The sequence below is a fragment of the Pseudaquabacterium terrae genome (assembly GCF_013266755.1).
GTDB classification, from domain to species: Bacteria; Pseudomonadota; Gammaproteobacteria; order Burkholderiales; family Burkholderiaceae_C; genus Pseudaquabacterium; species Pseudaquabacterium terrae.
This window is the reverse complement of the sequence record NZ_JABRWJ010000004.1, coordinates 495,425-516,647: the sequence shown is the minus strand read 5'-3', so window position 1 is coordinate 516,647 and position 21,223 is coordinate 495,425. Positions and strand designations below refer to the sequence as shown.

Below are 21,223 nucleotides of genomic sequence, written 5' to 3'. Positions count from 1 at the left end.
CTCTACGCACCATAATGGCTCAATTGGCAGCACTAATTAGGTGCAACCGATGAACCTTCAATTGCACTCATTTGGGGCGCTGGTGGTTCCACTGCGGCCTGCGCTTCGGCACGCAAGCGGGCCAGCGCGGCGAGACAGTAATGGGCAAACCACAGCGTGCTGAAGGCGAACACCAGCGTGTACAGCCAGATCGAGATCACCACCAGCAGCGGCGCAAAGATCAGCGTGCCGACGCTGAAGGCCCACAGCAGCGACGGCGCGGCGCCCAGGTAGCCGGTGACCAGCCCGATCGCCAGCAGCGGCCCGCGGTGGCGCCGCATCAGCAGCCGCCGCTCGGTCGGATCGGCATGCTCGGCCAGCACGTCGAAGCTCATCACGCGGTAGGCCAGCCAGCCCCAGATCAGCGGCGGCAGGATCAGGATCAGCGGCGGGATCAGCCACAGCGGCAGCGTGACGAGCAGCGCCGCCAGCGCCAGCACGCTGCTGACCAGCGACCAGCTGAAGCCGACCAGCACGCTGGCGCCCTGGCGCCGCTCGAGCGCCGGGAAGCGCCGGGCGCCGATCAGCCCGACGATGGCCGGCGTCATCAGCAGCGCGACCAGCAGCAGCGACAGCACGACCACCGCGGGCAACGCGAGCACGACGACGATCAGCGGCGCGAGCACGGTGCGGAACGAGCTGCCGACCAGCGTCTCGACCCAGTGCAGCGCGGTATCGACCAGGCGCCAGCTCTCCAGCGTTGCGCGCACCGCCTGCAGCGCCGCCTCCCAGTAGAACCAGCCGAGGCCGAGCGCGATCGCCGCGCACACCAGCAGCGGCAGCGCCGACAGGCCGATGACCTTGGGGTGCAGGCAGTAGGCCGCGGCGCGCCAGAAGGCGTCGAGCAGTTCTTTCATCGCGGTGGAGGATAGCCGCTCGCTCAGCCGATCCGGGTCCCCCGGTCGGCTGAGACCCCCTCGGGGGGCGACGCCGCAGGCGTCTCGGGGCCTGCTCAGGCCTTGCCGACGAGCCGCTTCATGCCGAGCCATTGCTGGGCCCAGAAGCCGCGGCCGTAGTCGCGGGCTCCAGCCTCCGGCAGCTGGTCGCGGATGCCGGTCGGGTGGTCGAGCCCGTCGTAGCGCGCGGTGCCGAAGAGCAGGTCCCAGACCGGGAACAGTACCGCGAAGTTGTGGCCGCCGAGCGTGCCGGCGCCGGCCGATTCGTGGCCGATGCCGATGCCGTGGTGCAGCCGATGGAAGCGCGGGCCGACCAGCAGCCGGCTGCCGAGCCAGCCGAAATCGAGCCGCACGTTGGCATGCGAGAAGCTCTCGACCAGCTGCGTCAGCGCGACCAGCGCGACGTACTGCCCCGGCGGCACGCCGATCGCCAGCGCCAGCAGCGCGAACAGGCTGTCGCGCAGCACGTCGTCGAGCACGTGGTTGCGGTTGTCCGACCACAGCGTCATCTGGCGCTGGCTGTGGTGCAGCGCATGCAGCTGCCACCACCAGCCGAAACGATGCTGTGCACGGTGCAGCCAGTAGTCGACGAAGTCGAAGACGACGAGGTAGACCAGGAAGCTGACGATCGCGATGTCGGTGATGCCGGGCCAGAGGCGGTCGAGGTCGAGCGGGCGCAGGCCGAGCATCCGGCCTTCGGCGGCCAGCGCGTCCCACAGCGGATCGATCGCGAAGAAGGTCAGCAGCCGGAAGACGCCGAGCCGATGGATCAGCGTGTAGACGATGTCGGTGCGCACCGCCGGCCGGTCGGTCACCGCTTCGACCGGGCGCCAGCGCTCGAAGGCGCGCATCAGGGTCAGCATCACGACCAGCTGCAGCAGGCCGACCAGCAGCCAGCCGGTGCCTTCGTACCCCTGCTCGAGCACGCCGCTCAGGTCGAAGCGGAACATCAGCGGTTGCACGACGGCTTCGAACAGCACCTGCTGCGCGTCGTCAAACCATTCGGCCGGGGACCCGCTCATCGCGCAGCTCCGTAGCGCGGGTGTTCACGCAGTGTCGCGAAGCACAGGCCACGCGCCTTGAGGCCTTCGATCAGCGGTTCCAGCACCGTCGGCGCCCAGGGGTCCTGGCGCGACCAGATGCCCAGGTGCGCGAGCAGGATGTCACCGGGCTGGATGCGCGCCAGGGCCTGCTTCAGCAATGACGCATTCGGATGGCGATCGCTCGGCAGCTCATCGCCGAGGAAACCGGCGTCCGACCAGCCGACATGCGTCCAGCCGCAGGAGCTTGCCGCCTGCAGCAGCTTCGGCGAGGTCTTGCCACCCGGTGCGCGGTACAGCGGCAGCATCACCCGCCCGGTGATCGCCTTGAAGCGCTCGGCGGGTGCGGCGATCTCGGCGCAGTAGGTTGCCGTGTCGACGGTGACGCGCTTGCCCGCGTGCGGGCCGGCGTCCGGCCGCATCTCGAAGCGGCCGCCGGGCCGGTCGGCCAGCCAGCGCAGGTGGCTCATCGTGTGCGAGCCGAAGGCATGGCCTTCGGCGGCGCGCGCCTTCCACCACGCCGCCTGGGTGTCATCGAGGCTGCTGCCGCCATCCTGCGTGCGCTCGTCGGCGAGGAAGAAGGTGACCTGGATCTTCTGGCGCTGCAGCACGTCGGCGACCAGTGGCGCGATGCCCATGTGGCCGGTGTCGAAGGTCAAGTACACCGGTTTGGCACAGCTGGTCGCGGCCGCCGGAGCGACACCGGTGGCCATCAGCGCCAGCAACCAGACGATGCGATCAGCGCGGCGCATGGTCCAGTGTCCACACGCCATGCGGCGAGCGGCCCACCTGGACCTGCCGCACGACCTTGCGGCTGTCGATGTCGACGAAGCTCAACTTGCGCGCCCAGCGCGAGCCGACCAGCAGCGTGCGGCCGTCGGCCATCAGCTCGGCGCAGTCGGGCCCGCCCGGCACCGGCACCTGGCCGACGACGGCCAGCGACTGCAGGTCGATCACGCTGACGGTGTTGGCGACGCGGTTGGTCACGAAGACCTGGCGGCCATCGCCGCGCGCGCGGAAGGCATGCGCGCCCTCGCCGGTCTCGATGCGCTTGGCCAGCGTCGGCTTCGCGCCGGAGACGTCGTAGACCTCGACATGACGGTCGCCGGTCAGGCCGACCAGCAGGTGCCTGTCGTCCGGCGTCAGGTAGACGTCGGCCGGCATCTTGCCGATCTTGATCGTCCAGCGCGGCGCCATCGTCTGCAGGTCGATCGCCATCAGTTCGTCGCTGTCCTGCAGCGAGACGTACAGCAGGCGGCTCTTCGAATCGATCGCCAGGTGGCTCGGCGTCTTCGACGCCGGGATGCGCTTGACCAGCTTCAGCGGCTGCGCGGCGTCCTGCGGCTGCCAGCGGTACAGATCGATGTGGTCGAGCCGGTTCGCCGCGGTGATCAACCACTTCATGTCGGGCGAGAAGCGCAGGTGGTACGGGTCGTCGATGTCGTTGACCGTGCGCTGCACCTCGGCGGTGACCGGATCGATGAAGGTCAGCGAATTGCTCATCGCGTTGGCGACGATCAGGCTCTTCTTGTCCGGCGTCAGGTACAGGTGGTGCGGCTCCTTGCCCGTCGGGATGCGCTTGCGCTCGGCGAAGCTCACCGGATCGACGACGCTGACGCTGGCGTCCATCGAGTTGAGCACGAAGATCGGGCCCTTCGCCGGCATGACATCCGCGAAGGCGAGCTGGGGCACCAGCGAGACGATGGCAGCGCCGAGCAGCGCCGCCGCGGCGCGAGCGCGCCGCAGGGGATTCGAGGAACTCACGACCAACCTACCGGACCAGACGAGCGAGCCCGCGAGTTTAGGCTCGCGCGCCCGCCTGCGGGTCGATCCTGGTCAATCGTCGTCGCCGCCGCCGAGAATTCCGCCCAGCAAACCGCCGGTGGCAACGCCGCCCAGCAGCGAACCTTCGTCGCGGCCGCGGCCGCCGCCCTGCGGCGCTGCGGCAAAGACTCGGCTCGCCAGGCGAGAGAACGGCAGGCTCTGCAGCCAGATCGTGCCCGGGCCGGTCATCTTGGCGAAGAACAGGCCCTCGCCACCGAACAGCGCCGTCTTGATCTTGCCGACGTACTGGATCTCGAAATTGACGTTCGGCGTGTAGGCGACGACGCAGCCGGTGTCGACCATCAGCACCTGCCCCGGGTGCAGCTCGCGCCGCACGACGGTGCCGCCGGCATGCACGAAGGCCAGGCCGTCGCCCTCGAGCTTCTGCATGATGAAGCCTTCGCCGCCGAAGAAGCCGACCGACAGCTTCTGCTGCAGCGCGATGCCCAGCGACACGCCGCGTGCGGCGCACAGGAACGAGTCCTTCTGGCAGATCAGCATGCCGCCGAGCTGCTTCAGGTCCATCGGCAGGATCTTGCCGGGGTACGGCGCGCCGAAGGCGACGCGCTGCTTCTGGTTCACGTTGTTGGTGTAGACGGTGGTGAACAGCGATTCGCCGGTGATCAGGCGCTTGCCGGCACCCAGCAGCTTGCCGAAGAAGCCGCCGCCACCGCTTTGCGAGCCATCACCGAACACCGTGTCCATGCCGATGCCGGCATCCATGAAGAACATGCTGCCGGCCTCGCCGACCGCGGCCTCGCCGGGGTCGAGCTCGACCTCGACGAACTGCATCTCCGAACCCTTGATCTCGTAGTCGACGACATCCATGCCCATGGTGAATTCACTCCTGCGCCCGAAAAGCGGGCAATTGAGAACGGCCGCGATGGTACAGAAGCGCGCGGCCCTACTTGGTGTCGTCGTCCTTGGTGCCGAAGATCTTGTCGCCGGCGTCGCCCAGGCCCGGGATGATGTAGCCGATCTCGTTGAGGTGGCTGTCGATCGCCGCGGCCCAGCAGCGCACGTCGGGATGGGCGGCGTTCAGTGCCTCGATACCTTCGGGCGCGGCGACCAGCACCAGCGCGCGGATGTCCTGGCAGCCACGCTTCTTCAGCAGGTCGACGGTCGCGATCATCGAGCCGGCGGTGGCCAGCATCGGGTCGACGATGATCGCCGTGCGCTCTTCCAGGTGGCCGACGAACTTCTCGAAGTAGTGCACCGGCTGCAGCGTCTCGTGGTCGCGCGACAGGCCGACGACGCTGATCTTGGCGTTCGGCACCAGGTCGAGCACGCCGTCGAGCATGCCTAAGCCCGCGCGCAGGATCGGCACGATCGTCACCTTGCGTCCTGCAATCTGGTCGATCTCGACCGGGCCGCTCCAGCATTCGATGGTCGTGCGCTCGAGCGGGAAGTCGGCCGTCGCCTCGTAGGCCAGCAGGCGCGCCAGCTCGTGCGTCAGCTCGCGGAATTTCTTGGTCGAGATGTTGGCTTCACGCAGCAGGCCGATCTTGTGGCGGACCAGCGGGTGGGCGACGGCGATGACGGGCATGGTGTGCTCGGTGATTTCAGCGGTGCCAAAGTGTAGGCGTCAGAGGCCGTCGAGCAGCGCCGGCAGCAGCTGCGCCGCAGTGCCGCGCAGCACCGTGTGGGCCTCGTCGTCGATCTCGCTCGGTTGGGGGTTGACGATCACGACGTGCGCCCCGCCGCGGCGTGCCCGGCCGGCGAGCCCGGCGGCTGGCCACACGGCGCCGGACGTGCCGACGACGAGCATCACGTCGCAGCGTTCGGCGGCCGCGTCGGCGGCTTCGAGCGCACCGGCCGGGAGCATCTCGCCGAACCAGACGACGCCCGGACGCACGAAGTTGCCGCATTCGGCGCAGCGCGGCGGCGTGCCGGGCGTCGCCGTGAGGGTGTCGCAGGCCGGCCGGCGCTTGCAGGCTTCGAGCCAGCGGTCTTCGAGGATGTCGCCATGCAGCCGGATCGTGCCGGCATTGCCGGCGCGCTGGTGCAGGTCGTCGACGTTCTGGCTGACCACCGTCAGGCGGCCCGGATGGCGGCGCGCGAAGGCGCCGAGCGCCACGTGGCCGGCATTCGGCGCGGCACGGCGCACGCCGTCGCGGCGCGCGGCGTACCAGCCCCAGACCAGCGCCGGGTCGGCGCGAAAGCCCTCCTCGCTGGCCAGCTGCGCAGGGTCGAAGCGCGACCACAGGCCGGTCAGCGCGTCGCGGAAGGTGGCGATGCCGCTTTCGGCGCTCATGCCGGCGCCGGTCAGCACGCAGATCGATCCGGCGCCGCGCAGGCGTTCACGCAGCTCGTCGATCGGCGCGCCGTGGCCGCTCATTTCAGGCGTTGGCGGCATGCCTCGTACAAGCACACGCCGGCGGCGACCGAGACGTTCAGGCTCTCGACCGCACCGAACATCGGGATGCGCACCAGCTCGTCGCAGGTCTTGCGCGTCAGCTGGCGCATGCCGGGGCCTTCGGCGCCGAGCACCAGCGCGACCGGGCCGCTCAAGTCGACGTCGTAGAGCGTGCGCTCGGCGTCGTCGCTGAAACCGACGATGCGGATGTCGCGCTCCTTCAGCTCGTTCAGCGTGCGCGCGAGGTTGGTGACCATCAGGTAGGGCACCGTCTCGGCGGCGCCGCTGGCGACCTTGGCGACGGTCGCATTCAGGCCCACCGCATGATCCTTCGGCGCGACGACGGCATTCACCCCGGCACCGTCGGCCACGCGCAGGCAGGCGCCGAGGTTGTGCGGATCGGTCACGCCGTCGAGCACCAGCAGCAGCGGAGCGCCGTTGACCTCGTCGAGCACGTCGTCCAGCGAGTGTTTCGCCTTGATCGGCATCACCCGCGCGACGACGCCCTGGTGGCGCGGGCTGCCGGCCAGGCCGGTCAGGCGCGCATCGTCGCTGTCGACCAGCTTCGCGCCGGCCTCTTCGGCCCGCTCGACGAACTGGCGCATGCGCGCATCGCGCCGCGCCGTTTCGACGTGGATCTCGACGATCGACTCGGGGGCGGTCTTCAGCCGCACGGTGACGGCGTGGAAGCCGAACAGGATTCGGGGTGAGTTCATCAGTGCTCGCCCGGCCGCCCGTAGGGCACTGAGCGCCCCTCGGGGGCCGCGAACGAAGTGAGCTTGGGGTAGGTCATTGCATCCAGTGTAGGTAGGCCATGATCATGCCGATCAGGATCGGCTGGTGCAGCATGTAGAAGCTCAGCGACCAGCGGCCGAGCGCGGCCAGCGGCTTGAGCGGCGAGACGAGTGCCCCTTGCAGCCAAGCCGGCCGATGCACGAGCAGCCACTGCCCTGCCGCCAGGCCGAAGCACATCACGCCCAGCCACGGCAGCACCGGCACGTAGTCTTCGGTGATCGGCTTGGTCGTGGCGAGGCCGATCCAGTTGGTCCAGCGGCTGTCGAAGAACGGGTGCGCCACGAACTGGGGCAGCGCGATCACGATCGCCCCGATCGGCCACAACCAGCCCTTCAGCGGCGCCATCCAGCGCACCAGCACCAGCATCACCGCGATGCCGTGCAGCACGCCGAAGCTGATCCAGCTGTTCGGGAACATCAGCGCCGAGCCGGCCGAGACCAGCACCGCGCAATCGAAGATCTGCAGCCAGCGTCGCCAGAAGCGGCCGCCGCTCTGCCCCTGGTGAAGGGCCACCGCCTGGCTCAGGCCGGCGCAGAACAGGAAGCTGCTGACGATCGCCGTGCGCTGCAGCGTCCACAGCGGATCGCTGTAGAAGTTGTGCGGCGGGTGCAGCAGCTTGAAGTGGTTCAGGTCGAAGGCCAGGTGGAAGGCGGCCATCCAGATGATGGCGGCACCGCGCAGGGCATCGAGTCGGTCGAAACGGGCAGCAGGGGTCATGCGAGGAATTCGGGGCTGCGCGATGGTAACGATTGAAACCCGTCCGGCCGCCGAAGAAGCGCGCATGAAACCGCCGCGCCGGACGATGCGGGCATGAACACCCTGCCCTTCGCTGCCCGCCTCGCCGCCGAAGCGCGCGCCGCGCTGCAATCGTTCGCCCGCCCCTGCCTGCTGCTGGCCGCGCTGCCGGCGGCCGGGCTGATCGCCTGCACCGCGTCGCCGCAGCTGCTGCGCAGCACCAACCCGGCGAGCGCCGACGTGCTGCTGGCGCTGATCACGCTGCCGATGTGGCTCAACCTGCTGCTCGCCGGCGCGGGGCCGGTGCTGGCCGGACGGCTGGACCGCTGGATTGCCTCGCGCGCGCTGCAATCGATCGGCCTCGTCGCCGGCGTGACCGCCTTCTGCGTGCTGAGCTGCGATGTTGCGCGCATCATGTCGGCCTCATGAAGCGATCGCTCCTGGTGTTGATCCTCGCCGCGCTGCTCGGCGGCTGCGCGACGCCGTTGCCGCGCGCCGGCTGGCAGCGCTGCGAGCTGTTCTTCGGGTTCGCGATTCCCGGCGGCGGCGAAGTGAGTGCCGGCGACTGGCAGGCGTTCGTCGACGGCGAGGTCACGCCGCGTTTTCCGCAGGGGCTGACCGTGTTGCCGGCGCAGGGCCAATGGCGCAATGCCGCCGGCCACGTCGAGCGCGAGCCGAGCCGCGTGCTGGTGCTGCTGCTGCCGGACGACGATGCCGGCGCCTCGGCGCGCATCGACGAGCTGCGCAGCCGCTACCGCGAACGTTTCCGCCAGGAGGCGGTGGGTCGAGCCTGCACGGCCGCTCAAGTTGTCTTCTAGGCGCTAGCCGCGCAGGTGGCACGACACCCAGTGCCCCTCGGCACTGCGCTTGAGTTCCGGCGTCTCGGTCGAGCACAGCGGCAGCTGGCGGATCGGGCAGCGGGTGTGGAAGCTGCAGCCGCTGGGCGGATGGATGGGGCTCGGCACGTCGCCCTGCAGCATGATGCGCTTGCGCCTGACTTGCGGGTCGGGGATCGGCACCGCCGACAGCAGCGCTTCGGTGTACGGATGCAGCGGCTGCGTGTAGAGCTTGTTCGCCGGCGCGATCTCGACGATGCGGCCCAGGTACATCACCGCGACGCGGGTGCTGATGTGCTCGACCACCGACAGGTCGTGGGCGATGAACAGGTAGGTCAGGCCGAATTGGCGCTGCAGGTCCTCGAGCAGGTTGATGACCTGGGCCTGGATCGACACGTCGAGCGCCGACACCGCCTCGTCGCAGACGATCAGCTTCGGGCTGACAGCCAGCGCCCGCGCGATGCCGATGCGCTGGCGCTGGCCGCCCGAGAATTCGTGCGGATAACGCCGCATATGATCGGCACTCAAGCCCACCGTCTCGAGCAATTCGACGATGCGGTCCTCGTATTCGCGCGGCGTGCGCGTCAGCTTGTGGATGATCAGCGCCTCGCCGATGATCGATCCGACCGTCATGCGCGGGTTCAACGACGCATACGGGTCCTGGAAGATGATCTGCATGTCGCGCGTCAAGGCGCGCAGCTGGTCCTTGTCGAGCGCCAGCGTATTGCGGCCCTCGAACCACACCTCGCCCGACGTCGGCTCGATCAGCCGCAGGATGCAGCGGCCGGTGGTCGATTTGCCGCAGCCTGATTCGCCGACCACGCCCAGCGTCTCGCCGGCCGCGAGCTCGAAGCTGACGCCGTCGACCGCATGCACGCGCTCGGTCTGGCGCTTGAACAGTCCGGCGCGGATGCCGAAGTGCTTGACGAGGTCGTTGACGCGCAGCAGCGGCGCCGTTGCGGCGGCGGGTACGGGAGCAGCAGCGGCGTCGGCGATCGTCATGCCAGCTTGTTCCAATGGATGCACGCAACCTTGTGCCCGGGCAGCACTTCCGTCAGCGGCGGCGTGTCGAGCGTGCACTCCGGCGTCGCGTACCTGCAGCGCGGCGCGAAGCGGCAACCGGGGGCCGGGTCGATCAGCTTCGGCACCACGCCGGCGATCACCTCCAGCCGCTGCTTGTGCACCGCGGCGGTGTCGATGCGCGGGATCGAGCGGATCAGCCCGCGCGTGTACGGATGCAGCGGCCGGCCGAAGAGCTGGGCGACGCGCGCCTCCTCGACCACCTTGCCGGCGTACATCACGACGACGCGTTGCGCGGTCTCGGCGACGACGCCCATCGCATGCGTGATCAGCAGGATCGCCATGCCGAACTTCGATTTCAGTTCCAGCAGCAGCTCCAGAATCTGCGCCTGGATCGTCACGTCCAATGCGGTCGTCGGCTCGTCGGCAATGAGAAGCTTGGGCCGGCACGCGAGCGCCATCGCGATCATCACGCGCTGGCGCATGCCGCCGGAGAACTGGTGCGGGTAGTCGCGCACGCGCTGCTCGGGCGTCGGGATGTGCACCAGGCGCAGCAGCTCGGTCGCGCGGTCGAACGCGGCGCGGCGCGACAGGCCCTCGTGCAGCCGCAGCACCTCGGCGATCTGGTCGCCGATGGTGTACACCGGGTTGAGCGCGGTCATCGGCTCCTGGAAGACGATGGCGATCTCGCGCGCCCGGATGCGGCGCATCTGGTCGTTCGTCAGCGGCACCAGGTCCTGGCCCTGCCACAGGATGCGCCCGGCGACGATGCGACCCGGCGGCATCGGCACCAGCTTCAGCACCGTCATCGCGGTGACCGACTTGCCGCAACCCGATTCGCCGACGACGCACACCGTCTCGCCGCGGTCGACGCTCAGGTCGACGCCGTCGACCGCATGCAGCCAGCCGTCGTCGGTCTTGAAGTGCGTCTTCAGGCCCTGGATCTCGAGCAGTGACATCGTCTTTGCGCGTTATAAGACCCGGCGCGGATCGAGCGCGTCCCGCAGTCCGTCGCCGATGTAGTTGATCGTCAGCACCGCGAGAAAGATCGCGGTGCCGGGAAACAGCGCCCAGTGCGGCGCGATGTCCAGGTGCTCCTTGCTGTCGTACAGGATGCGGCCCCAGGTCGGGATATCGGGCGGGAAGCCGAGGCCGAGGAAAGACAGCGTCGACTCGGCGATGATCGCCGCGGCGACGTCGATCGTGCCGGCGACGATCACCGGCCCCAGCGAGTTCGGCAGGATGTGGCGCACGACCTGCCGCGTCGTCGACGCGCCGAGCGCGCGCGCGGCCTCGACGAACTCCTTCTCGCGCAGCGAGAAGAACTGCGCGCGCACCAGCCGCGCCACCGGCATCCACCGAAAGCCGCCGATCACCAGCACGATCAGCATGAACATGCCGACCTCGGGGCCGAAGGCGGCCTTCAGCGCGTCGCGGAACAGGTAGATCATCAGCAGCAGCAGCGGCAGCTGCGGCAGCGACAGGAACAGGTCCGTCAGCCACATCAGCGCCGCGTCGACGCTGCCGCGCGAGATGCCGGCGACGGCACCGATCACGACGCCGACGACGATCGCCATCAGCATCGCCGCGAAGCCCACCGCCAGCGAAATGCGGCCGCCGTAGAGCAAACGCGCGAACAGGTCCTGGCCGAGGTCGTCGGTGCCGAACGGATGCGTCCACGACGGGGTCGCCAGGCGCGCCCGGAAGTCGATGTCGTTGATCGGCACGCGCCAGACCAGCGGGCCGAACAGCACCAGCAGCACCATCAGCGTCAGCACGACCAGGCTGATCATCGCCAGCTTGTGGCGGCGGAAGCGCCGCCAGGCTTCGGCCCAGGGCGAGACGCTGCGCCGGCGCGCGGCGCCGGATGCCGCTGCAGGCGCCGGCACGGCGGCCTGCACATCGGCCGCTGCCAGCACGCGCGCCAGGCCGGCCTCGGCGGCGCCGCCACCGGCACTAGCGGTAGCTGATTCGAGGGTCGAGCCAGCCATACAGCAGGTCCGCGATCAGGTTGAACAGGATCACCAGGCACGCGAACACGAAGGTCACGGCCATGATCACCGGCGTGTCGTTGCGCAGGATCGCGTCGATCAGCAGCGAGCCGATGCCCGGGATGCGGAAGATCTGCTCGGTGACGATCGCGCCGCCGAAGACCGCCGGCATCTGCAGCGCGACCAGCGTGACCACCGGGATCAGCGCGTTGCGCACGACGTGCTTCATCACGACGGTCCGCTCGGCCAGGCCCTTGCTGCGCGCGGTGGTCACGTGGTCGAGGCGGATCACGTCGAGCACCGCCGAGCGCACGTAACGCGTCCAGCTCGCGCCCTGGAACAGCCCCAACACCGTCACCGGCATGATCGCCTGCCGGATGTGCTCCCACCACCACTGCCAGCCGGTGGCCGAGATGTCCGCGCGGTAGACGAAGGGCAGCCAGTCGAGCGTGATGGAAAACAGCAGGATCAGCAGGATGCCGGTGAAGAAGGTGGGCAGCGAGAAGCCGACGAAGGCCAGCGTATTGGCGATCTGGTCGAAGATCGAATACGGCCGCGTCGCGGAGATGATGCCCACCGGCAGCGCGATCGACAGCGCGAGCAATTGCGATGCGCCGATCACCGCCAGCGTGACCGGCACGCGCTGCAGGATCAGAGTGTCGACGTCGACGCGGCTGATGAACGAAAAGCCCCAATCGCCCTGCAGCATCGCCGCGAGCCAGCGAAAGTAGCGCTGCCAGACCGGATCGTCGAGGCCGAACTTCGCGCGCAGCATCTGCCGCACCTCGGCCGGCACGTTCGGATTGGTCGCCAGCTCCTCGAAAGGATCGCCCGGCGCCAGCGCGAGCACCGTGAACAGCACGACGCTGATGCCCAGCACGCTCGGCACCGCGAGCAGCAGCCGGCGCAGCAGGTAGTTGCCCACGTCAGGTGCTCACGTCAGGCGCTCGCTGCGAGGCTGCTCACGGGCTTTGCACAGGCCTCACGCCGGCGAGGTCTCGCGGTACCAGTGCGGCAGCGCCCAGAGGTCGTTGTCCCACCCGGAAAGGTAGGCGGTGAGCCTGTGCACGACGCCCGACACGCGCGGCCGGTAGACCACCGGGATGACGTGGTTGTCGTTGCAGGGCAGGTCGTTCAACCGGATGAACATCGCCGCGCGCTTGACCGGATCGAGCTCCGCCTGCGCGTCCTTGTAGACCTTGTCGTACTCGGCGTTCTGCCAGCGCGTGATATTGCGTCCCTGCCACTTGTTCGCCTTGGACGAGGCTTCCCACGACGCGTACTGGTCCATGAAGCGTTCGGGGTCGGGCTGCGTCATCGTCGTCGTGTACATCTGGATATCGGCCCAGAACTTGCCGTAGGTGTCCGGGTTCGCGACGTCCGACGAGAAGAACACCGACGCGGTGACCGACTTCAGCTCCAGGTCGATGCCCGCCTTCTGCGCCGCCTGCTTGACGACCTGCTGCGTCTTCTGCCGCGGCGCGTTGATCGAGGTCTGGTAGAGGAACTTCAGCTTCTTGCCGCCCTTTTCGCGGATGCCGTCGGCGCCCTTCTTCCAGCCCGCGCCCTCGAGCAGCGCATTGGCCTTGTCGACGTTGAACTCCCACTTCGTGTTGGGCGAGCGGAAGCGCGACGGGTTGTTGAGGAAATTGCCGGTCGCCACGCCGGTGCGGCCGTAGATGAACTCCTGAACGCCATTGCGATCGACCAGCAGCGCCATTGCCTGGCGCACCGCGGCCTCCGCGAAGATCGGATGGCGCGACTTCGGGTTCGCGCGCTCGCCCTCGACCTCGGTATTGGGATCGGCCCAGTTGAGCTGGATGAACTCGATGTTGCCGCCGGGCGTGATCACCGCCTTGCCCTTGCCGGCGGCTTCCATGCGCTTGAGGACCTCGTCCTCGACCTGCAGGTTCCACGCATAGTCGTATTCGGCGGTCTGCAGCACCGCGCGTGCGGCGGAGCTGGCGTCGCCGCCGCCCTTCATCTCGATCGAATCGAAGTACGGCCGGTTCGGCATGTGGTAGTTCGGGTTCAATTCGCCGCGCACCATGTCGCCGGGCTTGAAGTCGACGAAGCGGTACGGGCCGGTACCAACGGGCTTCAGGTTGTTCGGCGCCTCGCGCGACTTGGCGCCGATGAACGGGGCGAACAGGTGCTTCGGGATCATCATGCCGACGGTGGCGACGAAGGGGTCGGCCCAGAACGGCGTCGGCTTCTGGAAGATCACGCGGAAGCTGTGCGAATCGATCTTTTCGACCGTGACGTCGCGGTACGGGCCGACCGTCACCGCGGCGGTGCCGGGGTCGGTCACGTACTGCCAGTTGAAGATGCAGTCGTCGGCGGTGAACGGCTGGCCGTCGTGCCACTGCACGTTGCGCTTGAGCTTCCAGGTGACCGACTTGCCGTCGGCGCTCAAGCCGCCGTTCTCGCGCGACGGGACTTCGGCCGCGAGCACCGGGATCAGGTTGCCGTCCGGGTCCCAGGCGCCGAGCGGCTCGTAGAAGATCCGGCAGCCTTCCTGGTCCTTCGTGCCGACCGCGAAGTGCGGGTTCAGCAGCGTCGCGCCTTGCCACCACAACAGCTTCAGCGCACCGCCGCCGCCGCGCTTGGTCGGCTTGTACGGCAGCGTCGGCTGTGCATTCGCGATGCCGGCATGCATCAGCAGCTGCGCGGCCATCGGCGCGGTCAGGCCGCACCACACCAGACGCTGGATGAAGCCGCGCCGCGCCAGGCGGCCTTCGCGCACGTCCTCGATCAAGGCACGCAGATCACGCTCGTTCATGGCCGGGCCTCCTGTGCAAGGGGTGCAGGCCATGCTAGCCCGGGGGTCGGACCCCGCAATCCGGGTCCACCCGGGGCGGTTGGGGGAGGCCAGCAAACCCCGCAACCATCGCAGGTCCGTACCTCGACTGCCGCCTTCGGCGAGTATGATGCGAACGCATCACAGCATCACGACATCATGCGCACCACACTGGACCTTGATCCGACCGCGCTCGCACTGGTCCGCCAGCTCGCGGCGCATCGCGGGGAGTCGCTCGGGCGCGTCGTCTCGGACCTGATCCTGAGCGGCGCACGCACGCCAATCGCGGCGCAGCGCACGCGTCGCAACGGCTTTCCGGTTCGGCCGGCGGTTGCCGGCCAGGCGCCCATCACGACCGAACTCGTGCAGCGCCTGCTCGAGGACGAGGTTTGAGCCGCCCTGCGCTGCTCGACGTCAATGTGCTGATCGCGTTGACCCATGAAGCGCATGTGCACCATGCGCCAGTGCAGTCATGGCTGCGGCGCCAGGGCGACTTCGAATGGGCCAGTTGCACCGTGACGCAGCTCGGATTCATCCGGCTCGCCGCCATGCCCGCGATCGGCGGCCCGGACGCCTCGCCGCGTGCCGCGCTGGCCCTGCTCGATGAGACGCTGCAGCATCCGGGGCACACGTTCTGGGCCGACCGCCACGGTGCGGCGCGTTTCGGCGCACTGCGCTCGCCGCTCGTCGTCGGCCATCGGCAGGTCACGGATGCCTACCTGCTCGGGCTGGCGGCCGAACAGAAGGCAGCGCTGGTGACCCTCGACCGCGGCCTCGTCGCATTGGCCGAAGCGCAGCAGCTCGCGGCGCACGTGCAATGGATCGGCCCCGAGTCCGGCGTTGCGGCGCACGAGCCGCCTGCACGCTACGCGGACAAGGCGAGGGCGCGACGGCGCGCCTGAACCGGACCACCCACGTCGCCCTATCGATGCACCGCAGGACACTCGCGATGGGACTGTTCGCCTGGCTGTTCGGCTGCGACAGCCGCGAGCCCTACCAGCGCAAGAACGGCGTCTGGACGTTCGACGATGAGCCCGTCGGCGACGGGCGCGTCGCGACGCTGACCGTGCTGAACCGGCGCTTCGCGAAGTCGCCGGCGCAGGCCTTCTTCCGCGCGACGCCGCTGGCCGATGCCGATCCGGCGACCTTCGAGGCGCTCGACGAACACCATGCGCGCGACGCGCAGCGTGTCTTCCAGGCCGACACCTACCGCGTCTCGCAGGACTACTTCACGACGCGGCGCGTGCGCATCCGCGTGCTCGAAGGTGCCGATCCGGCGCGCTTCCAGCTGCTGACCGGCGGTTATGCACGCGATGACCGGCAGGCCTGGTTCGAGGGCGAGCCGTTCGCGGTGCGCGATGTCGCCAGCCTGGAGGTGCTCGACGACGGCTGGGCGCGCGACAAGCGCAGCGGCTACTACCTGCGCACGCCCGTCGACGGCAGCGACGGAGCGAGCTTCGCGGCGCTGGACCTGCACCACGCACGCGACGCGAAGCGCGTCTGGTACGCGGACCACGACCACGGCCGCAGTCCGCCGGCGGTGGTCAGTCGCCCCATCCGCGGCGCCGACCCGGCGAGCTTCAAGGTGCTCGAGCGCGGGTATGCGTGCGATGCGCGGCGCGTCTACTGGAAGGGCCAGCCGGTCGACGGCGCGAATGCCGCGAGCTTCGTGGTCGAGCCGGTCGGCGGCGACGCCGACGCGCGGGATGCGGCGCGGCGCTACAAGGACGGCCGCGCGCTGCCCTGACCGGCCGCGGCGCGCGCTTCGGCCAGCTGCCGCTCCAATTCGGTGATACGGCGCCGCGCGTCGTCGCCTTCGGGAATCGGCTGCCCGCTGTCGCGCCATTGCACCGCGGCCTTGAAGCCTTCGGCCTGCGCATAACGCCGGAACCACAGGCCCTCCGGGTTGTGGCGGGTGATGCCGTCGAACAGCGTCGCGAGCTGTTGCGTCTGCTCCAGCCCCATCGTCAGCAGCACCTGGTTGGCCACCAGCTTGTGCATCGCCAGGTGGCTGCGCGGCACGCCGGCGATGCGTTCGGCCAGGCGCCGCACGGCGGCATCGAGCTGATCGGCGGGCACCGCTTCGTTCGCCAGCCCCCACGCGGCGGCGGTGCGGCCGTCGATCACGTCGCCGGTGAACATCAGCTGCTTCGCGCGCGTGGCGCCGAGCCGGTAGGTCCACATCGCCGTCGTCGGGCAACCCCAGACGCGCGTCGGCATGTAGCCGATGCGCGCGTCGTCGGCCATCACCAGCAGGTCGCAGCACAGCGCGATGTCGCTGCCGCCGGCCACCGCGGCACCATGCACCTGCGCGATCGTCGGCTTCGGGCAACGCCACAGGCTCATGAAGTCCTCGGTGTAGCGCTTCATCACCGCGTAGTCGACCATCGGGTCCCACGGCGCGCGCTCCTGCTGGCACGGGTGGTCGATCTGACCTTGCGCGAACTGGCTCAGGTCGTAGCCGCCGCAGAAGCCCTTGCCGGCGCCCTGCACCACGATCACGTGCACGTCGTCGTTCGCCACCGCCCAGTCGACCGCGGCGCGGATCTCGCCGGGCATCGCTTCGTCGATCGCGTTCAGCCGCTCAGGGCGGTTCAAGGTCAGCCGGGCGATGCGCGGGTTCTGCGCATCGGGGTGGATCGTCAGCGTGCGGAAGTCGGGCATGTCAGTCGGCGAACTGGCCGCCCCTTTCGGCCATCGCGACAATCACTTTCGCCGGCTCGAAGCGGGCACCGTGCAACGCGGCCAGCTCGCGCGCGCGTTCGACGAAGCGCTTCGCACCCATCGCATTGATGTACTGCAGCGCGCCGCCCTGGAACGGCGCGAAACCCCAGCCGAAGATCGATCCGATGTTGGCATCGGCCACCGAGCGCAGCACACCCTCTTCGTAGCAGCGCGCGGCCTCGTTGGCCTGGGCGAACAGCAGCCGGTCGATCAGCTCGCGCTGCCCGGGTTGTTGTGCGGCCGTCGGGTAGAGCCTCGTCAGCTCGGGCCACAGCGATTTCTCGCCGCCCTTTTCCGCGGGCCAGTCGTAGAAGCCTTGTCCCGCCTTCTTGCCGATGCGGCCGATCTCGCACAGCTGGCGGACCACGCTCAAGCCCGGATGCTCGGTGAAGGGCTTGCCTTCGGCCGCCAGGTCCTTCTTCGTCTGATCGGCAACATGCAAGCCGAGGCTCAAGGACACCTCGTCCTGCAAGGCCAGCGGCGGCATCGGCATGCCGGCCTGCAAGCCGGCGACCTCGATGCTGCGCGGATGCACGCCCTCCTTCAGCATCGCGATGCCTTCCATCACGTAGGTGCCGAAGACGCGGCTGGTGTAGAAGCCGCGCGAGTCGTTGACGACGATCGGGGTCTTGCCGATCTGCAAGACATAGTCGAAGCCACGCGCCAGTGTTTCCGGCGCGGTCTGCGCGCCGACGATGATCTCGACCAGCGGCATCTTGTCGACCGGCGAGAAGAAGTGCAGGCCGATGAAGTTCGCGGGCCGCGCGCTGGCCTGCGCCAGGCCGGTGATCGGCAAGGTCGAGGTGTTCGATGCGAACACCGCTGACGCGCCGATCTGCGCCTCCGCAAGCTTGGTCACGTCGGCCTTGATCGCGCGGTCCTCGAACACCGCTTCGATCACCAGGTCGCAGCCGGCCAGGTCCTCGTAGCGTGTGGTCGGGGCGATCTTCGCCAGCAGCGCGTCGCGCTTCTCGGTGCTGCTGCGGCCCTTCTTCACCGCGGCATCGAGCAGGCCCTGCGAGTAGGCCTTGCCGCGCTCGGCGGCGTCTTGAGAGGTGTCGAGCAGCACCACGTCGATGCCGGCCTTCGCCGAGACGTACGCGATGCCCGCGCCCATCATCCCGGCGCCGAGGATGCCGAGCTTCATCACCTTCGCCGACGGAATGCCCGCCGGCCGCGACGCGCCCTTCTTGATCGCGTTGAGCTGGTACCACAGCGTGCCGATCAGGTTGCGCGATTCGGGCGACATCACGCAGGCCGCGAAATAGCGTGATTCGACGGCGCTGGCCGCATCGAAGTCCAGCAAGCCACCCTCGAACACGCAGCTCATGATGTGCTGGATCGCGGGGTAGTTGCCCCAGCTCTTCGCGGAGGCGATCGACGGCCCGATCGCGAGCATCTGCACGACCGCCGGCGAACGTGAATCGCCGCCGGGGAAGCGGAATTTCGGCTGGTCCCAAGGCTGCTTCGCCTTCGGATTGGCGAGACACCAGGCGCGCGCCTTGGCGATCAGCTCGTCGCGGTCGGCGGCGAGGTCTGTGACCAGGCCCAGGCCCTGCGCCTTGCCTGGCGACACGTCGTTGCCTTCGGCCATCAACTGCAGCGCCGCCTGAATGCCGATCAGCCGCGGCAGCCGCACCGTGCCGCCGCCACCGGGCAGCAGGCCGAGCTTGACCTCGGGTTGCCCGAGCTTGAGCTTCGGGTCGTTCAGCACGAAACGCGCGTGGCAGGCCAGCGCAATCTCGAGCCCGCCGCCGAGCGCATGGCCGTTGATCGCGGCGACCACCGGCTTGCCCGCGGTCTCCAGCCTGCGCAGCACCGCCTTCATCTGCATCGTCGCGTCGAAGGCCTGTTGCGCCGACTCGAGCTTCGAGATCATGTCGATGTCGCCGCCGGCGCAGAAGTCGGCCTTGCCCGACGTCAGCACCAGGCCCTTGATCGTGGCATCGGTGTGCAGCCGCTCGGCGATGGCCGCCAGCGGCAGCATCAGCTCGTCGTTGACGACGTTCATCGGCCGCCCGGCCAGGTTCATCGTGGCGACGGCGATGCCGTCGGGGCCAACATCCAAAGTGAGCGCGTCCGCCATGTTCAGACCCTTTCGATGATCGTCGCGATGCCCATGCCGCCGCCGACGCACAGCGTCGCGCAGCCGGTGCTCAAGCTTCGGCGCTCCAGCTCGTCGAGCAGCGTGCCGAGGATGATGCAGCCGGTGGCGCCGAGTGGATGCCCCATCGCGATCGAGCCGCCGTTGACGTTGATGCGCTCGGGGTCGATGTCGAGCACGCGCGCCGCCTTCATCGGCACCACCGCGAAAGCCTCGTTGACTTCCCACAGGTGAATGTCCTGCGCGCGCATCCCGGCCTTCTTCAGCGCCTTCTGGCAGGCTGGCGCCGGGCCGGTCAGCATGATCGTCGGCTCGGAGCCGGTGACCGCCATGCTGCGCACGCGGGCGCGCGGCTTCAGCCCGGCCTTCGCGCCGGCCTCCTTCGAGCCCAGCAGCATCAGTGCCGCGCCATCGACGATTCCCGACGAGTTGCCGGCGTGGTGCACATGGCGGATGCGCTCGACGGTCGTGTACTTGCGCAGCGCCGTCGCATCGAAACCCATCTGCCCGATCATCGCGAACGAGGGCTCCAGCCTGGCCAGCGCTTCGAGCGTCGCGTTCGCGCGGATCGTCTCGTCCTCGGCCAGCATCGTCAGGCCCGCGATGTCGGTGACGGGCACGATCGCGTTCTTGAATCTGCCGTCGGCGCGCGCCGCGGCCGCCAGCCGGTGCGAGCGCACGGCGAAGGCATCGACATCGTCACGCGTCCAGCCTTCGAGGGTCGCGATCAGGTCGGCGCTGATGCCTTGCGGAATGAACCCTAGCGCCTGATTGACGCGGGGGTCCATCACCCACGCGCCGCCGTCGCTGCCCATCGGCCAGCGGCTCATCGATTCGACGCCGCCGGCGACGACCATGTCCTCGAGCCCGCTCATCACCTTCGCGGCCGCCAGGTTCACCGCTTCGAGCCCCGAGGCGCAGAAGCGGCTCAGCGTGACGCCCGCCGTCGTCTCCGACCAGCCGGCATCGAGCACCGCGGTGCGCGCGATGTCGGCGCCCTGCTCGCCGATCGGCGTCACGCAGCCGAGCACGACGTCGTCGACCAGCGCGGTGTCCAGGTCGTGGCGGCGTTGCAGCGCCTGCAGCAGCGTGCGCAGCAGCCACACCGGCGTCGCCTGGTGCAGGCTGCCGTCCTTCTTGCCCTTGCCGCGCGGCGTGCGCAGGTGGTCGAAGATGAATGCATCGGTCATCACACTCTCCTGGCGGCGACAAGCGCGGATGGTCGGACGCCAGCCGCTCGTTGCCGTGTTTGTAGTTGCCGGTCGCTCAGCCCCGCGAGCCCAGTGCCGTCCGCACCGTCTGGTTGATCAGGCGCAGCTCTGCCAGCGTCGCGTCGATCGCCGTGCGCTTGCGCTCCAGCTCCGCGATCGCCGCGTCGGTGCGGTCACGCACGTACTTCAGCTGCTGCGTGCGGCCCTCGCCGTGCGTGCCGTACAGGTCGAGGTAGTGCTTGATCTCGGACAGCGACGAGCCCAGGCCCTTGGCGCGCAGGATCAGCGCCAGCCGCGCGCGGTCACGCCGCGTGTAGACGCGCGTGCCGTTGATGCGCCGCGGCAGCAGCAGGCCCTTGTCCTCGTAGAAGCGGATCGCGCGCGCCGAAATGCCGAATTCGCGGCACAGCTCGGTGATGCCGAAGAGCTCGGCCGCGCCCTCGTCGCGGTGCGCCGCGACGACTTCCTGGGCGGTGCCGAGGACCACGTCAGACCACCCGTTGCAGCTTCAGCGCGACGCTCATGTCGCCAGAGACCTTGAACTTGCCGGTCATGAAACCGGTGGTCGGCTCGAGCTCGCCGCTGAGCAGGTCGCCCAGATTGGCCATCGAGATCGCGACGGTGCAGTCGGCCTCGCGATCGGTGTTGTCGACGGTGTTCGGCACCGCCTTGGCGTCGATGACGATGACGCCGTCGGCGCCGGTGTCGAACTTCAGCACGGCATTCAGGCCGCTCGAATCGCCCACCTTGCTGCGCAGCGTTTCGGTGGCGGTGGCGAGGTCCATGGATTCTCCAGTTGCTTGATTGAGCCAAGCGCCGGATGGCGCGCTGCGGGGCATGCTAAGGCGGCGA

Annotated in this window: 24 protein-coding genes; 5 read left to right on the top strand and 19 right to left on the bottom strand. The window is 69.0% G+C overall.

All coding sequences use genetic code 11. From position 1 onward, the window contains the following. Nucleotides 1–32 precede the first annotated feature (32 nt). The 9 genes from HLB44_RS15045 to HLB44_RS15005 form a co-directional block, all read right to left on the bottom strand. Nucleotides 33–896, bottom strand: a complete 864-nt coding sequence (locus HLB44_RS15045) for an EI24 domain-containing protein (protein WP_173123841.1) — start codon at nucleotides 894–896, stop codon at nucleotides 33–35. Between the two features lie 95 nt (nucleotides 897–991). After that, nucleotides 992–1,957, bottom strand: a complete 966-nt coding sequence (locus tag HLB44_RS15040) for a sterol desaturase family protein (RefSeq protein WP_173123839.1) — start codon at nucleotides 1,955–1,957, stop codon at nucleotides 992–994. Continuing rightward, nucleotides 1,954–2,727 carry a polysaccharide deacetylase family protein gene (locus HLB44_RS15035; protein WP_246312264.1) on the bottom strand — a complete coding sequence of 258 codons (774 nt, stop codon included), beginning with the start codon at nucleotides 2,725–2,727 and terminating at the stop codon, nucleotides 1,954–1,956. Before HLB44_RS15035 ends, HLB44_RS15040 begins: the two co-directional genes overlap by 4 nt. Then, nucleotides 2,714–3,679 (bottom strand): YncE family protein, encoded by a 966-nt coding sequence (locus tag HLB44_RS15030; RefSeq protein WP_343051345.1) that lies wholly within the window; start codon nucleotides 3,677–3,679, stop codon nucleotides 2,714–2,716. The genes HLB44_RS15035 and HLB44_RS15030 overlap by 14 nt, the downstream gene beginning before the upstream one ends. Before the next feature lie 132 nt (nucleotides 3,680–3,811). Continuing rightward, nucleotides 3,812–4,633 (bottom strand): TIGR00266 family protein, encoded by an 822-nt coding sequence (locus tag HLB44_RS15025; protein WP_173123837.1) that lies wholly within the window; start codon nucleotides 4,631–4,633, stop codon nucleotides 3,812–3,814. Nucleotides 4,634–4,703: 70 nt separating this feature from the next. Further along, on the bottom strand, nucleotides 4,704–5,345 hold the full coding sequence (gene upp / locus HLB44_RS15020) for a uracil phosphoribosyltransferase (RefSeq protein ID WP_173123835.1): 642 nt from the start codon (nucleotides 5,343–5,345) through the stop codon (nucleotides 4,704–4,706). 39 nt (nucleotides 5,346–5,384) lie between these two features. After that, complete coding sequence (locus HLB44_RS15015; RefSeq protein WP_246312263.1) at nucleotides 5,385–6,137, bottom strand: SIR2 family NAD-dependent protein deacylase; 753 nt, start codon at nucleotides 6,135–6,137, stop codon at nucleotides 5,385–5,387. Next, nucleotides 6,134–6,871 carry a 23S rRNA (guanosine(2251)-2'-O)-methyltransferase RlmB gene (rlmB, locus tag HLB44_RS15010; protein ID WP_173123831.1) on the bottom strand — a complete coding sequence of 246 codons (738 nt, stop codon included), beginning with the start codon at nucleotides 6,869–6,871 and terminating at the stop codon, nucleotides 6,134–6,136. Before rlmB ends, HLB44_RS15015 begins: the two co-directional genes overlap by 4 nt. Before the next feature lie 73 nt (nucleotides 6,872–6,944). Next, nucleotides 6,945–7,667: an acetyltransferase domain-containing protein gene (locus HLB44_RS15005; protein ID WP_173123829.1), complete on the bottom strand. Its 723-nt coding sequence runs from the start codon at nucleotides 7,665–7,667 to the stop codon at nucleotides 6,945–6,947. Nucleotides 7,668–7,760: 93 nt separating this feature from the next. On the opposite strand from HLB44_RS15005, the gene HLB44_RS15000 reads away from it, so the two are divergent. Together HLB44_RS15000 and HLB44_RS14995 are read left to right on the top strand one after the other, a co-directional pair. Next, nucleotides 7,761–8,114 (top strand): hypothetical protein, encoded by a 354-nt coding sequence (locus HLB44_RS15000; protein WP_173123827.1) that lies wholly within the window; start codon nucleotides 7,761–7,763, stop codon nucleotides 8,112–8,114. Beyond that, a complete protein-coding gene (locus HLB44_RS14995; RefSeq protein ID WP_173123825.1) occupies nucleotides 8,111–8,503 on the top strand; it encodes a DUF3574 domain-containing protein in 393 nt (130 codons plus the stop codon). The genes HLB44_RS15000 and HLB44_RS14995 overlap by 4 nt, the downstream gene beginning before the upstream one ends. A 3-nt stretch (nucleotides 8,504–8,506) precedes the next feature. Here HLB44_RS14995 and HLB44_RS14990 read toward each other — a convergent pair whose 3' ends face one another. Genes HLB44_RS14990 through HLB44_RS14970 form a run of 5 tightly spaced genes read right to left on the bottom strand, consistent with a single transcriptional unit; the run spans nucleotide 8,507 to nucleotide 14,314 of the window. Further along, complete coding sequence (locus tag HLB44_RS14990) at nucleotides 8,507–9,523, bottom strand: ABC transporter ATP-binding protein (RefSeq protein WP_173123823.1); 1,017 nt, start codon at nucleotides 9,521–9,523, stop codon at nucleotides 8,507–8,509. Next, nucleotides 9,520–10,500, bottom strand: a complete 981-nt coding sequence (locus HLB44_RS14985; protein WP_173123821.1) for an ABC transporter ATP-binding protein — start codon at nucleotides 10,498–10,500, stop codon at nucleotides 9,520–9,522. Before HLB44_RS14985 ends, HLB44_RS14990 begins: the two co-directional genes overlap by 4 nt. Before the next feature lie 12 nt (nucleotides 10,501–10,512). After that, entirely contained in the window at nucleotides 10,513–11,532 is a 1,020-nt protein-coding gene (locus tag HLB44_RS14980) for an ABC transporter permease (protein ID WP_173123819.1), read from the bottom strand. Continuing rightward, nucleotides 11,498–12,457 carry an ABC transporter permease subunit gene (locus HLB44_RS14975; RefSeq protein WP_173123817.1) on the bottom strand — a complete coding sequence of 320 codons (960 nt, stop codon included), beginning with the start codon at nucleotides 12,455–12,457 and terminating at the stop codon, nucleotides 11,498–11,500. Before HLB44_RS14975 ends, HLB44_RS14980 begins: the two co-directional genes overlap by 35 nt. A gap of 57 nt (nucleotides 12,458–12,514) precedes the next feature. After that, on the bottom strand, nucleotides 12,515–14,314 hold the full coding sequence (locus HLB44_RS14970; protein WP_173123815.1) for a peptide ABC transporter substrate-binding protein: 1,800 nt from the start codon (nucleotides 14,312–14,314) through the stop codon (nucleotides 12,515–12,517). 177 nt (nucleotides 14,315–14,491) lie between these two features. On the opposite strand from HLB44_RS14970, the gene HLB44_RS14965 reads away from it, so the two are divergent. The 3 genes from HLB44_RS14965 to HLB44_RS14955 are packed head-to-tail and all read left to right on the top strand — an operon-like array spanning nucleotide 14,492 to nucleotide 16,079. Beyond that, on the top strand, nucleotides 14,492–14,725 hold the full coding sequence (locus tag HLB44_RS14965; protein WP_173123813.1) for a hypothetical protein: 234 nt from the start codon (nucleotides 14,492–14,494) through the stop codon (nucleotides 14,723–14,725). Next, nucleotides 14,722–15,234, top strand: a complete 513-nt coding sequence (locus HLB44_RS14960) for a TA system VapC family ribonuclease toxin (protein WP_173123811.1) — start codon at nucleotides 14,722–14,724, stop codon at nucleotides 15,232–15,234. Before HLB44_RS14965 ends, HLB44_RS14960 begins: the two co-directional genes overlap by 4 nt. Before the next feature lie 47 nt (nucleotides 15,235–15,281). Next, nucleotides 15,282–16,079 (top strand): DKNYY domain-containing protein, encoded by a 798-nt coding sequence (locus tag HLB44_RS14955; protein ID WP_173123809.1) that lies wholly within the window; start codon nucleotides 15,282–15,284, stop codon nucleotides 16,077–16,079. On the opposite strand, the gene HLB44_RS14950 is transcribed toward HLB44_RS14955, so the two are convergent. From HLB44_RS14950 to HLB44_RS14930, 5 genes are all read right to left on the bottom strand, one after another. Next, nucleotides 16,052–16,996 (bottom strand): crotonase/enoyl-CoA hydratase family protein, encoded by a 945-nt coding sequence (locus tag HLB44_RS14950; RefSeq protein ID WP_173123807.1) that lies wholly within the window; start codon nucleotides 16,994–16,996, stop codon nucleotides 16,052–16,054. The genes HLB44_RS14955 and HLB44_RS14950 overlap by 28 nt on opposite strands. Nucleotide 16,997: 1 nt before the next feature. Further along, nucleotides 16,998–19,142 (bottom strand): 3-hydroxyacyl-CoA dehydrogenase NAD-binding domain-containing protein, encoded by a 2,145-nt coding sequence (locus HLB44_RS14945; RefSeq protein WP_173123805.1) that lies wholly within the window; start codon nucleotides 19,140–19,142, stop codon nucleotides 16,998–17,000. A 2-nt stretch (nucleotides 19,143–19,144) separates the two neighbouring features. After that, nucleotides 19,145–20,350 carry an acetyl-CoA C-acetyltransferase gene (locus tag HLB44_RS14940; RefSeq protein ID WP_173123803.1) on the bottom strand — a complete coding sequence of 402 codons (1,206 nt, stop codon included), beginning with the start codon at nucleotides 20,348–20,350 and terminating at the stop codon, nucleotides 19,145–19,147. A gap of 76 nt (nucleotides 20,351–20,426) precedes the next feature. Next, a complete protein-coding gene (locus HLB44_RS14935; protein ID WP_343051335.1) occupies nucleotides 20,427–20,858 on the bottom strand; it encodes a MerR family transcriptional regulator in 432 nt (143 codons plus the stop codon). Between the two features lies 1 nt (nucleotide 20,859). Next, the gene (locus tag HLB44_RS14930; RefSeq protein ID WP_173123801.1) at nucleotides 20,860–21,156 is read right to left on the bottom strand and encodes an SCP2 sterol-binding domain-containing protein; all 297 of its coding nucleotides are present in this window, start codon (nucleotides 21,154–21,156) and stop codon (nucleotides 20,860–20,862) included. Nucleotides 21,157–21,223 lie beyond the last annotated feature (67 nt).

What these genes read in the sequence shown, in the direction of transcription:
- HLB44_RS14990 (WP_173123823.1), bottom strand. Translation starts at nt 9,523, where the DNA reads ATGACGATCGCCGACGCCGCTGCTGCTCCCGTACCCGCCGCCGCAACG.
- HLB44_RS14940 (WP_173123803.1), bottom strand. Translation starts at nt 20,350, where the DNA reads ATGACCGATGCATTCATCTTCGACCACCTGCGCACGCCGCGCGGCAAG.
- HLB44_RS15025 (WP_173123837.1), bottom strand. Translation starts at nt 4,633, where the DNA reads ATGGGCATGGATGTCGTCGACTACGAGATCAAGGGTTCGGAGATGCAG.
- HLB44_RS14950 (WP_173123807.1), bottom strand. Translation starts at nt 16,996, where the DNA reads ATGCCCGACTTCCGCACGCTGACGATCCACCCCGATGCGCAGAACCCG.
- upp (WP_173123835.1), bottom strand. Translation starts at nt 5,345, where the DNA reads ATGCCCGTCATCGCCGTCGCCCACCCGCTGGTCCGCCACAAGATCGGC.
- rlmB (WP_173123831.1), bottom strand. Translation starts at nt 6,871, where the DNA reads ATGAACTCACCCCGAATCCTGTTCGGCTTCCACGCCGTCACCGTGCGG.
- HLB44_RS15000 (WP_173123827.1), top strand. Translation starts at nt 7,761, where the DNA reads ATGAACACCCTGCCCTTCGCTGCCCGCCTCGCCGCCGAAGCGCGCGCC.
- HLB44_RS14995 (WP_173123825.1), top strand. Translation starts at nt 8,111, where the DNA reads ATGAAGCGATCGCTCCTGGTGTTGATCCTCGCCGCGCTGCTCGGCGGC.
- HLB44_RS14980 (WP_173123819.1), bottom strand. Translation starts at nt 11,532, where the DNA reads ATGGCTGGCTCGACCCTCGAATCAGCTACCGCTAGTGCCGGTGGCGGC.
- HLB44_RS15015 (WP_246312263.1), bottom strand. Translation starts at nt 6,137, where the DNA reads ATGAGCGGCCACGGCGCGCCGATCGACGAGCTGCGTGAACGCCTGCGC.
- HLB44_RS14965 (WP_173123813.1), top strand. Translation starts at nt 14,492, where the DNA reads ATGCGCACCACACTGGACCTTGATCCGACCGCGCTCGCACTGGTCCGC.
- HLB44_RS14985 (WP_173123821.1), bottom strand. Translation starts at nt 10,500, where the DNA reads ATGTCACTGCTCGAGATCCAGGGCCTGAAGACGCACTTCAAGACCGAC.
- HLB44_RS14930 (WP_173123801.1), bottom strand. Translation starts at nt 21,156, where the DNA reads ATGGACCTCGCCACCGCCACCGAAACGCTGCGCAGCAAGGTGGGCGAT.
- HLB44_RS14955 (WP_173123809.1), top strand. Translation starts at nt 15,282, where the DNA reads ATGGGACTGTTCGCCTGGCTGTTCGGCTGCGACAGCCGCGAGCCCTAC.
- HLB44_RS15040 (WP_173123839.1), bottom strand. Translation starts at nt 1,957, where the DNA reads ATGAGCGGGTCCCCGGCCGAATGGTTTGACGACGCGCAGCAGGTGCTG.
- HLB44_RS14970 (WP_173123815.1), bottom strand. Translation starts at nt 14,314, where the DNA reads ATGAACGAGCGTGATCTGCGTGCCTTGATCGAGGACGTGCGCGAAGGC.
- HLB44_RS14945 (WP_173123805.1), bottom strand. Translation starts at nt 19,142, where the DNA reads ATGGCGGACGCGCTCACTTTGGATGTTGGCCCCGACGGCATCGCCGTC.
- HLB44_RS15035 (WP_246312264.1), bottom strand. Translation starts at nt 2,727, where the DNA reads ATGCGCCGCGCTGATCGCATCGTCTGGTTGCTGGCGCTGATGGCCACC.
- HLB44_RS15045 (WP_173123841.1), bottom strand. Translation starts at nt 896, where the DNA reads ATGAAAGAACTGCTCGACGCCTTCTGGCGCGCCGCGGCCTACTGCCTG.
- HLB44_RS15005 (WP_173123829.1), bottom strand. Translation starts at nt 7,667, where the DNA reads ATGACCCCTGCTGCCCGTTTCGACCGACTCGATGCCCTGCGCGGTGCC.